This is a genomic window from Bacillus sp. PK3-067 (assembly GCF_056738645.1).
In genome coordinates this window covers 2,528,335-2,541,620 of the sequence record NZ_CP096490.1, presented here as the reverse complement: position 1 = coordinate 2,541,620, position 13,286 = coordinate 2,528,335, and the positions used below count along the sequence as shown (strand labels likewise).

The window sequence follows — 13,286 nt, the reverse complement described above, 5'->3', positions numbered from 1 at the left end:
AAGTTTGTTTGCAAATTTGTTAGCACTTTTTTTATTAAAATTGCGGTACAGATAAATAATAAAATTCTCATTAATTTCTCTCTTATTTAAATCTCTATATAAAAATGTTAAAATATAAAAATTAAAATAAAAAAGGAGAGTATATTAATGAAAAAAATAAAAATTATATTACTAAGCTTAGTAATGATACTAATTACTTCTTTTACGCATTCTTCTAATATTAGTGCCGAAAAAGAAAAATACGAGAATTCTTTCCCACAAGGTTCTCAATATGAACAAGGAGAATATGATTCTAGAGCACATCAACCTTTAGCTTATAATTGGTCCAACAACTCACCATATAACGGTACGGATGTAAATAACATAAGATGGAAATATAGAATAACTGGTATGAATTCATTTCTAGGACAACCTGTAATAGGAAATGACGGAACTATTTATGCTGGGAATATGAATCACAAATTATATGCGTTAAACTCTGATGGTTCACTTAAATGGGAATATACATCTCAAGAATCTAATATAAAATCCCCAGCATCTATTGGGGCAAATAATACTATCTATTTCTCTGCTGGCCCCTTGTATGCGTTAAATTCTGACGGTTCACTTAAATGGAAGTCTCAAAATAAAGGGTTTTATCAAACTCCTGCTATAGGAAAAGATGGGACTATTTATGTTTATAGTACTAATGGTTCTAGTTTAGAAGCATATAATCCTGATGGTTCACTTAAATGGAAATCTAATAGTATGTTAGGGAGGAGCACTTTATATTCTACAGGAAATTTAATTGCTGCTGACGGAACAATCTATACCATAACTGGAAGTTATTTATATGCACATAAAAATAACGGTGAAGAAAAATGGAAGCTTAAACTACCTGAAGAGATAAAAGGTAACTATTCTATAGGTTTAAGCGGAGAAATTTATATTACCCTTTCTAAAAAAATACTTGTTGTCTCCCCATCTGGGACGATACAAGCTGAATGGGACTTAAATGAAAATTTATATGGAACTCCTATCATATCCCAAAAAGATGAAGTAATATATGTTGGTGGTACTAAAAATTTATTTGCATTAAACAAAGACGGATCTATCAAATGAAAATACCCGACTAATAATTTGGTTACTCTTTCTCCACTTCTAGATAATAATGGGATAATCTATACTGGAGTGAGAAACGATGGGATACACGTATTAAATCCTGATGGTTCGCTAAAATGGAAAGTTGACCTTTCTTCTTCACAAGCTGTATTTTCTAATAATAATTCTTTGTCTATGGATAAATTAGGAAATCTTTATTTGTTCGCTCAAGAGCTAGAAGATAATAATAGTAAATCGTATAATACGATTATGTCCATAGGTAAAACCACTGATAATATTTGCCCTACCCCAACTGAAGGAAATGGCTATATTGAATGGCTTGAATATAAAATGAAAAATGGTGACCTTACATCTGAAGAAATCCAAAGAGCTCAAGAACGCTTAACAGAAGATTTAAACACCTTAAATAAATTAGCAAAAAAATAAAATCCCTATACTATAAAATATTTTGTCTCATAAAATCAGCAACCACAAAATGTTGTTATCCAGGAAGATACTGAAGAAGGATGCTTCCTAATACTAAGTAATTTTAATACAAATACAAGACAATATACTTTTACTTCACATATACATAGGCTTCATTGCTTTTACATAGTATGGTTTACCTTTGCTATTGTGTACCTTATATTAATATGTATTGGGTTTTAAGGTTATAATAGAATATGCGAAGAGGAATGATTTTACCTTCCTTGTGTTTGGGGCGTTCGTTTATCGGACGCTTCTTTTCTTCTGGTGAAAATTTAACCATAAAAAAGTACACCTCCAATTTTCTTTCGTGTCTAACAATTGGGGTGCACTTCAAACAGGACGGCTCCTATTTTCCCTATCAAACTATTCTTTTATTATATTCAATTTATACTTGATAAACTTCGCAATACCATCCTTTATAATCTCTAAAATACCATGTGATAGCACCTAATTTATTACGGTCATCAACAGGTTCACATTGCAGATAGAAAATACCATCTGCTTCATAAACTAAGTTCCCCTTCACTTTGAATTCAGCGAGTTTATCCATAATTTCTTGAGCTAAGCTAACTCCTAATCCGCCTGATCTCATTGTCCATTTCATATTACTACCTCCACCTTTATATGCATTTTGTACTCTTTCAATGAAGCTATTCCATCGTCCTTCGTCAAGCATACGATGAGGACAATGCTTTCCACTCCACGATTGGTGTGTACGGACTTTACTAATTGGAATATTGTACTGTTTCATTAGTTGAGCTACAACGATAGCTGCATTGTCTTCCGCTTTATAATATCTATCTCCACCGCTTAAAGAGTAGCAAATTTCAACCCCAATAGATTTACGATTACCATTCCCGTTACCGTCGCCAGTATGCCAGGCGTTACGTTCTAAAGGAATTCCTTGTACAGCTTCCTTATCATCTACCGCGATATGAAACGATACTTGGTTGTCATTACGAATCATATAAGATACTTCGTTTTCTGCTGTAGCATCGTTGTACGTATTGTGGACTGTAATGAATTCCGGATTCATTGTATAAGGACACTTTGTACCATATTTACTTGGGTCAACTAATTTTTTTCTGATTTCCATTATTGAACATCTCCTTTTAGTGTAAGTCATTTTTTTCTAATACATCTTTTTGTTGTAATCCTTTGTTGCTTAAATAGTTGTTTTTCCACGCCATATACAAAGTGAATGCCCCTGTAATAACGGCTACTAAATCATTTGTGATTTTGTCATCAATCGTTTGGTATCCGACAAGATTTAAAACACTATTAATTACAGCAATTACTAATACGACATAACGGCTAATTGAAGCTGTATCAAAGTTCCTCATCCTCTCACCTCCCTTCATTTCATGTAATTTAAGATGTTAAATAAAAACAGGACCGCCAATGACAGTCCTGAAATCCACATGGATATATGAGCTTTTTTGTTAGCATCATTTTTTTCTTGCTCTTGTTTTAAGTCGTCAATTTCACGATCACGAAGTTTAAACATCTCAATCACTTCTGTACGAACCATATAGTTGCTGTGATTTCTTTCTAAGTTTTTTTCAATTCGCATCATAGTTTCGTTCATTGATTCAATCTTTACTTCAAGTTTTGTAATACGTTCGTACTCCTTTTGTTCCATGGCGAACACTCCTTTTAGGCAATAAAAAAAGACCAGCTTATGACTGCTCTATTTGCGTTGTATTTTCAGTTGTTTGAGTTTCTTGTGACGGATAATTCCCTGTAAGTGATGTATAACACTCTAAACAAATATTCTTTTTCGCAAACCCCATATCTAGTGCGTACAGACGAGCTCCGCGTTTACATATTTCACATAGCGTAGCAATTCGAAACTTTATTGTCCCATCCATCTCTCTCCATACTTCAACCCTACTAATACCTTTTGGAATACCTGCATTATTTAACATATCAGCAGGTATTTGAACAGAAATCCCTGTCTCTGTTCGCTCTGCACCTACCAGCCTCCCCATAAAAGGAAAGCTTTCACCTGCTTGGAGTGGCATCATTTGATTCTCATTCATTCTTACTTCCCCTTCCTATCCAAGTGCGTTAAATTTCCAACCATTTGGAGTATTCACATAAAATCCTGGTCCAAGATTACCATCTGCAAAACGGATATGACCCCAGCCTTGGAACTGATTGCCTCCCATATTTACTCCTTGGACTGCTCGTATATTGGTAAAAAATTTAAACTCTTTGTTGGTAGTGAAATCCACTGTGTATCCATCATCAGATATGCCTATATTCGTATTGGCATCACCTAGCGCAATCCTACGAAACGGCTGAATACCGTCTGCTCTTTCCGCTGCCGTACGATCCCAGTTATACATGCAAGCATAGTTACCACTAACTAATGTTATCCCTGAAACACAAACAGCTCTACCCGCAGAAACTTGCGCATTTGCAGCTGTAACTTTAATTACAATCATATGTTCTTGTGGATTGTAATTGTTAGGAACGGTAAACGTGAAATTATACCTTCTAATTTCACCATAAAATGTAGATGGCTCTGGAAAATCTTTATATATTTCGTGCCAAATTTTATAACTCACTTCATCCAATGGCGTAACAAAGCATACCTGCAATCGTGGTTTTGCAGTTGTACGCACACCGTTAATCTGTGCAGTTCTATAATGTGCTGACAAAGTATAAGAGTTTCCTGGATGAATCCCGTTTTGAACCTTTGTTTCTGGATAATTATACGTGTCGACACGGACTGCATTTACCATTTGTTCATAGTTAAATATAAAAGTGTTATTTTCTATCACTACACTGTTTCCTTGTACTTTCCAAGGTAAACCGTATCCAGCACCAAACCCCTGATAATTGGGGTTACCTATGTTCAATTTTGGAACACTAGAAAAATCATGATCGGCTATTAAATTTCGTTTTGGCATAACGGTTGTTTTCGTTCCCCATTCATCTTCAAAAAGGAAGTCTAACATTTTAATAGTAACGCCGTTTTTATCGATGGTAATCTTATCGCCATTAATTTTGATAATATTCGTATCAATACCCTTTGCAGTTAACCACTGCACCATTGTATCAGCATTAATAGCAAGCTTTGAAACATCAATTGTTATTTTCTCTGCTGTTTGATTAATAGATGAAATAATATCGCCTTTTTTGACTGTAGAATTAATTTGATTAGACATTAATGTAATAGAACTTTCATGTCTCTCTACCATTGCTTTACTTCCAAAACGTCCGTCAGCATCTGTTTTCGAGTAAACATTTTCAGTTTCCGCCTTAAAATCAATACGGTTAGATTGCTGATTGATTGTAGTTTCCATTTTAGAAACTTTACTATCAAAATCAGCAGTTGCTACTTTCTTGGCAATCTCACCAACAAGTTGGTCATAGTTGGCATAGTCTTTCGGATTCTCCATGAAACTAGAAGGTGTAATACCTTGTTGTAATTGTGGTTGTGATACCCAAAGTCTACCGTTTTTTCTGATAACCACTACGAAACGTATTGTTGTAACACCTGATGCAGGAGCTGGCATAGTTACACTAACAAATTTCCATGATCCATTAGTCAGTAATGGTACAAGTTGTACAACTTTATTCGTAACCCAAGTAGAACCATTGTAAAATTCAATCATTACAAATGCTGTATTATCTATCGTAGCAACTGCATCTGTGAAAAACCATGCAGATAACACATAATCACCGGAGTTAGGAGATACAGGTAATGATTGATAGAAAGATGCATTTCTATCTACCGTTTGCCCGGACGATTCTAATTTAACGGAATTCATACCGTCATGGTTTCTCGCTGTTTCTGGTACAGCTGTAAAGTTACTGCTGTTTGGACCGACACTCCATTTAGAAATACTCGGTTTTCTGCTTGTTACAACTCCTGTAGTAGCGTTTATTACTCGGTCTTCAAATGCAGCATTAAACAGTAAGTTCGTGCTTCCTAATCCACCTACATATTCTTGCATTTGAGTATCTGTTACTTTGGATTTGATTTGATTATTCAACTGTGTGATATCACTCGTGTTTTGTTGAATAACCTCTCCTTGTTTGCCTTGTGTTTGAGATAGAGTTGTAATGGTTTGTGAATTAGAATCTGTTGTTTGTTTAACTTGATTCAAGGTAGTTTGCATTGTACCTTGATCTTTTTGAACAGTTGATACAGTAATTTTTACACCATCCACACTTTTCTCAATCTCGGTTGCTTTCTTGGTGAATTCATCAGTTGTTACTTGATCTTGGTAAGCTCGTTTATATCCTGTCGCAATATTACCTCTTTCTATCTGTACGTTTTTGAAGTTAAGCCACGTGCCGTTTGATGTTACTACGCGTCCGAAATAAATACGAAACATAATAGAAGTGGTGTCATTAGGGATTTTGAATGTGAAACTTCTTCTCTTCCAAATCCTCAATTCTTTGTAAAGTTCGCCAACAAATGCTCTCCAGTTGCTACCCTCTGCATTTGTTGCGTAGAACATTTCGAAGTGATAATCGACTGACTCACAATTGATATCAGCAGAGATGGTTACTTCTTTACCAGGTTCTAAACCATGTAATGATTTCTCATAACCGCCAATTTGGTAAAATGCATCTGTATATCTGTTGCATTTAATAGCAAGATGTTTTTCGTTGTATCGAATATCATCAACACCACCAACTTGACTTTCGCCTGGCTGGTCAAACATTCGAGGTTTTTCGTTATCACAAGATGAATTGATAACAAGGTTGTTAACTCCAATATCAATATTCTCAACTTTACTATTAATTTGTTCCATTCGTTCTTTGGTATGTCCAGCTTCTTCTTTAATTTCAGTTGTTGTTTTCTTAAGCTCACTTGTTGTTTGCTGCACATCAGAAATTATCTTCTTTGTACCTTCTACAGTTGATTCAACCGTATTTAATTTATTACTTATTTCAGTATCTTTTTTTGTTAACGATTCAATAGAAGTTTTAAATCCATTAGAATCCTGTTCAAACTTAGTTACTTTCTTATCAATTTCACCTTGTTTATTTTCGATATTAGAAATTGTACGGGTGACACCTTGTAAGTTTTCCTGCACTTCGTTGAATTGTCCTGTCGCTTGATTTTGTGCTTCTTGAACCTTTTGATTTAGCTCCGTTTTAGCTGTTTCAATATCTTTCTTAACATCTTTAATACTTTGCTGTAATGGTCCTGTATCAGGGACGACAGGTTCCCACGCTGTGCCAGTCCATATTTTTAAAATACCAGGCTTACCATTGCTAATATCACGCCATAATGTTTTATTTGGTTTGAGATTAGTAATAGGTGGATTAGCTCCCACTATGATATCTACAAGGTTTTGATTCATATAATCTTTAGTCTCTTCTGCTATATCCTTTGCTGCTTTACTTTCTTTTTGAGCTTGTTCGGCTGTACCCTTCGCTTCTTCTGCTAACTTTTCTAGTTGTTCTAATAGTTCTTTATTGGCTTTATTACCTAAAGAAACAAGTACTCTATTGTATAGTTTTCGCATTTCTTCATTCGGATCGGTAATTTCACGATAATCACCAAATACATATTTATCTTGTGAAGGGTCTGTAAATGACTCATCTCCAGCGATTGCACGAGCTTCTAAATACAGTTCAGGAGTAAATCCTGTATCTTTTATTCGGATTGTATCACCTTCATTAATCAGCTCGTGAGCTAGTCCGAATACACGACCTATACTTTGTGCTTGAACATCATAAGAAATAGAGGAATTTATCCGTTTGGCTAATTCTGTTTTCATAAGAGTCATTAAACGTTTCGGTGTTATATCGCCTTCTGTTTCTGGTGTATAAAAGCCAAATTTATGTTGACCACGTTCGTTCCATCGTTGGAAAGCATCACTGTCCACAAGATAAGGAATACCGTCATTTATGTCGGTGATTGTAATAAACCCTTCCCCTTCTTTTTTGGAGAAACCAAGCAATGCTGTACAAATGTTTTGTGAGTTCTCAACACGTTTAATTCCTACTAAATCTTTGTCAAGTGTTACTTCTTTCCCTGTTTCTTGACCGCGTTTCTTTACCATGTCCACATAGCGACTGACAATTTGAGAACCAACTACTTCAGCACGGTATTGGATTTCTAACTCGAACAAAGAAGCGATATCTTTTAAAAATTTCAGTGGATCTATGAATTCATCAATCGTCATTGTATGGAAACCAGCGTATTCTGTTCTACCTCTTTTCCACTTCGTACCTGCAAGAGCCATATCAATAAACTCATTTACTGTTTTACCTTCCACCTTCTGCGGAGTAATAATGCCAGCTTTCGCAAGTTGAATCCATTCACCAGATGCATAAGCAATGACTGATCTATCATTAGAATCCTTTTCGGTTTCAGTAATAACATACGGAACGATACGCCCGTCACGCACTTCTTTTAATACTAAATTTTGCTGCATGAGTGTAGCTGCATGTTCCGTATTATCAAACACTTTAAATTCTAATGTATCTATATTGTTCTTAATTTCCCAATGTCGTTTATCATCCCAATAATCTTTTGTTTGTATATTAGAAACGATTTGACTCGTTTTAAAATCAACAACATGTAATGTTCCGCTTGGTGTTCTCATCTAAATCGCTCCCTATACGTTATTTTGGCTATTCCTACATCAGGAGGCATAATCTCAAGTTTGTTCGTTCCTTTTTGAATAACGGGATAATCGCTGAATATATCTTTTAAGTTTATAGCTTTTTTACCATTGATTGATACAAGGCTTCGCTCGGTATCGATAATTACTTTATCTCCAACATCAAAAATATAAGGTGGATTATCTTGGGTATTCATATTGACTTTCCAAATTTTCAAATCATCGATGCTCATGTCTGTACAAAACATGTTATCCGAAAATTGACTGATGCTTATTTGAACTTGTGCTACTTTGTCCATATTCACATTGTTTTCATCTTCCCACACGACAAAGCGCTCTGAATCATCCTTTTCGGTATTCCATAAAAACTTAGAAATATAAGCTTCCCACCTATTGCCGGTACGTGCTAACCATAATCGACCACGATATTGATTCCATGTAGTAGGATGATCTCCAGGTTCATTTATAAGCACTCGCTCGCCGTTTGGTTTCTTTTTGTTACCAAGCTTAGCGAACCCTGTATTCTGTTCTGCTTGCCAATGAACATCATTCATAGAAATACGAGCTACATAGTCGCTATTTTCATCTAATAAACCTATTTCAACACGCCCCATTTGATCGGGGTGAGAGCTTCTTAACCCAACATACGCCTGCATAATAAAATCTTGTAGTGGGCCTTGTGGGATGTTCTTTTTAGCTATGCAACCATGCCATCCTTTTATATTTGTTTCACCTAAATAAACCGGAACTAGGCGTGAGCCTGCATCCACTTTAAAAGCCCCGCCCCCTACCATATCTTCTGCATTCGGAACATCCGTCCATCCTATAGTGGTAGACATTTCATCCCACATTACCCGCTGATTTCTTTCGACAGGTATCTGATTTACGCTAAGTGGCCATCCGATACGAAAATAATTGTCTCCATTCCATACATCAAGAAATGTGGAAGGATTCGTTACTTCAACTTCTATAATTGGATTGGATTCTACACTGCCTTTGTTTTGAACATTTGCTATTAACCCGCTTGCACCTGTTTGAAAATCTACTGTTCGAGTAGGGCCTAATTTATATGGCATTGGACAAATGAACTTAATTGTCCCTATTCCAAGTGTTACAAATTCATCTGGATCAAAGCTATCTTCCACAACTGCTAAATATGTTCTATTTGGTTCTATATCAAAAATAAGTTCTGCTGGTTGGCCTGTGATTAACCATTCTGCAATTTCTTCTTTCATAGTTTCCAAATCTGAACCCTCAGGAACTATAATTCCTACAGGAATAGATAAAACACGCATTTCCGTTTGGGTGTTTAATAGTCTTGCTCCTGTATATCCTGGGACACTTAGAAAATTCCTTTTCACCGGTGCCCACGCTGGTCTTTTCCATCCCTTTTCTATTTGAATAAAATCCTTACGTATATTGTTAAATGTAAAAGAGCTCATACTGTCACCCCATTTCTTTATAAAATAAAGGAAACCCAAACCTAAAAGTCTGAGTTTCTTTTTGTTTCTCTTTCTTGATACTCGGTTGTATAACGATAAGTACCGCGCGCCACGTCTCTTCCTTCTAAACTAACAGGAACTTCCACAACTAAATCACCACCAAGCATTGGAATGACTCCACCACCTGACGAACCAAAAGAGTTATTAATGACTTGATTTGATACACTGTTTGTCATGGCTTGTCTGCTGTTTGACATATTCCCATACACACCACTCATAACGGTTTTTAATCCCGCTAATTGGTTTGCAGAATTAGTCATCATACGGCTCATATCGCTCATTAGTTGATTTATTTCCCCTGATATAGCAAATTGTTGTCGTGGCATGGCTGCTACGATTCCTGCGCCAATATCTCCAAGTGTCTTTTTATTCAAAGGTAAAACCGCTTCTTTGCCAGCTTCTCCTGCACCTTGCAAGTTTCCGCCATTCATTCCAAAGATAGTCGGTTTAGTGAAGATACCACCTTTTGCACGCCAATCTATATTAAGTCCAGAAGGGAATGTAATATCCTTCCCTAAAATATTTTTCGTACTAGTTTGCAAGCTAAAGTGTGGAAGAGGTGGCATTTCAGGTTTTGGAATTTTCAACTTCAAATCACTAAAGAATCCTTTTATTTTCCCAATGAATTCTTCTACTTTCCCAACCGCATCTTTTATTGGATCAATAATAAATCGTTTAGCTTCTTCAAATTTTTCTTGTGCTGCACTCTTTACGGAATCGAATTTTTCTTTCGCTGAATTATATAAATCAGTAAATTTTTGTTTCGCTGAATTGTAAGCTTCAGTTACTGGATCAATCACGTATTTCTTCACTAAATTCCAAGCTGAAAGTGTATAGGATTTTATAGATTCCCAATTGCTTAATATCCAATTTGCTAATTCACCAAGTTTTTGCTTGGTTGTATTCCACAAGTCTTGAACTGGTTGAATTACATACTGTTTAACCAAATTCCAAGCCATAAGAGTATACGATTTAGCAAGTTCCCACTGTGAGCTTAACCAATAAATCAAATCACTGAATTTTTCTTTTGTTGTACTCCAAGCTTCCTGGACTGGCTGAATGATATATTGCTTAAGTAATCCCCATGCAACTTGAGCCACGGCTTTTGCAATTTCCCATTGTGTACCAAGCCATGTAACCAATTCGCCAATTTGTTTACTCACCCAATTGTAAGCTTCTTGGATTGGTTGAATAATATACTGACTTATCGCTGCCCACGCAATTTGTACCCCTGCTTGGATTAATAACCAACCAGCCTCAAGGACCGTAGAAATCAATGAAATGATAGGGTCTAAGACCGTAAGTACAGTGTTCCACGTTTCCTGCCAAGCTTGTACAAGTGTCCCCCACAATTCAGAAGCTGTTGTAACTAAAGAAGTCCACCAAGAAGACGCCGTTTCCACAATACCTGACCACAAATTACTAAAGAATTCACCTATTGGATCAAAGAAACTATGCATCATTTCAGTGAATGAGGCCCAAGCTCCTGAAAAGAATTCAACAATAGAATTCCATGTACTACTACATATTTCACCTATCCCTGTCCATAAATCGCTAAAAAATTGCCCTATTGGATCAAAGAATGAATGCATTGTTTCTAAGAAAGAATTCCAAGCTTCACTAGAAGATTGAACTATCCCATCCCAAAGCTCTATTAAATATTCCTTAATAGAATTCCATGTATCTATTGTCCACTGTTTTATAGAATCCCAATTCTTATAAATAGCAATTCCTAGAGCCACTATAGCTGCGATTATAATAGGGACAATAGCAACAAGTCCGGCTGCTGCTAAAGCTCCAATTTCAAAAAAGCTCATGACTGTCATGACTATAGGAGCAAGCGCCATAATTGCACCTGAGATTATACCAATAGCCATTGCGACAGCTGTTAATGTGGCTGCTAACTTTGGATTGTTTGAAACCCATTCAGCTATTTTGGAGATGACATCCGCTATGACACTAAGAACTGGCTGAAGCGCAACTTGTAAATCCTGCATCGCTTTTTGAAATTTAACTGCTGGGTTTGCATCCATTTTCTTAATAGAATCATTCAGTTTATCTTGTTGCTTCCCAAAATCTACTGTTTTCTCTTTCGCACCTAGCAAAGTATTAATTATGTTTTGCCCTTGATCTTCATACATTGTTCCGAAAAACTTAACACCTAATTCATTACGCTTTGTTTCATCATCAACTTGCGATAGAGCTTGTGCAATCTCGGTCATTGCGACTGAACCTTCTTTACCACCATTAGCTACAGCTTGACCCCATTTTTGAACTTGTTCTGCTGAAATTTGTGTACCTTCAAGGGCTTCTGTCATTGCTTTATCGACACCTTGACCGAATTAGCCGCTTTTACACGACCTTCTTTCAGTCCATCTAGCAAATTATCGATATTCCAGGTTCCTGTTTCAACCCCAGCTGCCATAATAGCTTGTACTTCTTCAGCGTTGTATCCTGCTCGCGTTAACTGACCACCATATTCGGCGATAATATCTAATTGTTCCGGTGGAAAACCCATTTTTAATAAGGCATCAGCCATACCAAGAGCGCCTTCTTGTGAAATGCCTAATTCATTACCGATTTCATTCGTTTCTTGAATTAATTCAGTAAAATCAATGCCAGCATAAGCATTAGAAATAACAGCTGCACTCTTTACGAAAGAAGCATTTGCTTCATCACTAACATCTTTATTCAAAGCCCATTGTCTTCTTACACCCTCAAGTGCTTCTTCTGCATCTAATCCATAGGCTGAAATTCCTCTCACAGCATCCTCTACTGATTTTTTTGAGGATTCAGGAACATCAAATCCTATTTCAATTTTTGTTTTTAACTTTGACATATCAAGTGCTTTTTCAACAGCTGCTGCCATTCCGCCACCAGCTGCCATTCCACCGATAACATTTTCTAATCCAACTTTTAGACCTTCAAACTTCTTCTCAGTTCTTCCGGCTTCTTGTTGTAAATCTCTCAGTTCATTTCGTACTTGCTGAATTGAATTACCAGCATCTACAGATCGTAGTGCTCGCTGTAATTTCTCTATATCTGTTTCTGCCCCTAACGCTTCACGGCCAATAATTCCAATCGCTTGCTCTAACTGACGACTTGTAGCTGTTCCATTTCGAATTGCATTCACAAGACGATTTCCTAATGCTCCTGCAAAATCATCAACGCTTTTTCCTGTAGCTCTAAACAATGTTTCTAATTGCCTTGTAGAACTCGCTACATTCTCTTGCTCAGCTTTCATGTTTCCAAGTTTATTTTTCAGACCATTAAGCGATCCTTCTGTAAATTCAATTTCACGTCTGAATGCACGATATTGTTCTTCAGAAATTTTACCGTTTTGAAATTGAGCTTGTACTTGTTGTTCCGCTGCTTTCAACTTATCTAGCTTTTGCGTTGTATTTTCTATTTGTTGTGTAAGTAATTTTTGTTTTTGAGAAAGTGCCTCCACATTACCAGGATCGAACTTTAACAAACGCTCGACATCTTTTAGTTCCTTAGCTAAAGAATCGCTTTGTTTATTAACATCTTTTAGAGCGTTTTGTAACGGTTGAGTGTTACCATTAATTTCAATCGTAATCCCTTTAATTCTTCCTGCCATTTTCTCACCCCTTTC

At 36.3% G+C, this 13,286-nt stretch carries 10 protein-coding genes; 2 read left to right on the top strand and 8 right to left on the bottom strand.

Features of this window, described 5'->3' with window-relative positions; all coding sequences use genetic code 11:
- Positions 1 to 147: 147 nt before the first annotated feature.
- Both M1D73_RS13065 and M1D73_RS13060 read left to right on the top strand, forming a co-directional pair.
- Positions 148 to 1,101, top strand: coding sequence for an outer membrane protein assembly factor BamB family protein (locus M1D73_RS13065; RefSeq protein WP_481158034.1), 954 nt, complete (start codon positions 148 to 150; stop codon positions 1,099 to 1,101).
- Between the two features lie 69 nt (positions 1,102 to 1,170).
- Entirely contained in the window at positions 1,171 to 1,527 is a 357-nt protein-coding gene (locus M1D73_RS13060) for a hypothetical protein (RefSeq protein ID WP_481158033.1), read from the top strand.
- A gap of 427 nt (positions 1,528 to 1,954) precedes the next feature.
- On the opposite strand, the gene M1D73_RS13055 is transcribed toward M1D73_RS13060, so the two are convergent.
- From M1D73_RS13055 to M1D73_RS13020, 8 genes are all read right to left on the bottom strand, one after another.
- A complete protein-coding gene (locus tag M1D73_RS13055; protein ID WP_349917180.1) occupies positions 1,955 to 2,665 on the bottom strand; it encodes a peptidoglycan recognition protein family protein in 711 nt (236 codons plus the stop codon).
- 16 nt (positions 2,666 to 2,681) lie between these two features.
- A complete protein-coding gene (locus tag M1D73_RS13050) occupies positions 2,682 to 2,912 on the bottom strand; it encodes a phage holin (RefSeq protein WP_001243443.1) in 231 nt (76 codons plus the stop codon).
- Positions 2,913 to 2,926: 14 nt separating this feature from the next.
- On the bottom strand, positions 2,927 to 3,211 hold the full coding sequence (locus M1D73_RS13045) for a hypothetical protein (RefSeq protein ID WP_000435483.1): 285 nt from the start codon (positions 3,209 to 3,211) through the stop codon (positions 2,927 to 2,929).
- Between the two features lie 37 nt (positions 3,212 to 3,248).
- The gene (locus M1D73_RS13040) at positions 3,249 to 3,611 is read right to left on the bottom strand and encodes a hypothetical protein (RefSeq protein ID WP_271143461.1); all 363 of its coding nucleotides are present in this window, start codon (positions 3,609 to 3,611) and stop codon (positions 3,249 to 3,251) included.
- Between the two features lie 15 nt (positions 3,612 to 3,626).
- Entirely contained in the window at positions 3,627 to 8,150 is a 4,524-nt protein-coding gene (locus tag M1D73_RS13035) for a phage tail spike protein (RefSeq protein WP_349917178.1), read from the bottom strand.
- Positions 8,147 to 9,610 (bottom strand): distal tail protein Dit, encoded by a 1,464-nt coding sequence (locus M1D73_RS13030; protein ID WP_349917176.1) that lies wholly within the window; start codon positions 9,608 to 9,610, stop codon positions 8,147 to 8,149. The genes M1D73_RS13035 and M1D73_RS13030 overlap by 4 nt, the downstream gene beginning before the upstream one ends.
- Before the next feature lie 41 nt (positions 9,611 to 9,651).
- Positions 9,652 to 11,811, bottom strand: coding sequence for a phage tail tape measure protein (locus M1D73_RS13025; RefSeq protein WP_481158040.1), 2,160 nt, complete (start codon positions 11,809 to 11,811; stop codon positions 9,652 to 9,654).
- Between the two features lie 173 nt (positions 11,812 to 11,984).
- A complete protein-coding gene (locus M1D73_RS13020; protein ID WP_481158032.1) occupies positions 11,985 to 13,271 on the bottom strand; it encodes a hypothetical protein in 1,287 nt (428 codons plus the stop codon).
- Between the last annotated feature and the right edge of the window lie 15 nt (positions 13,272 to 13,286).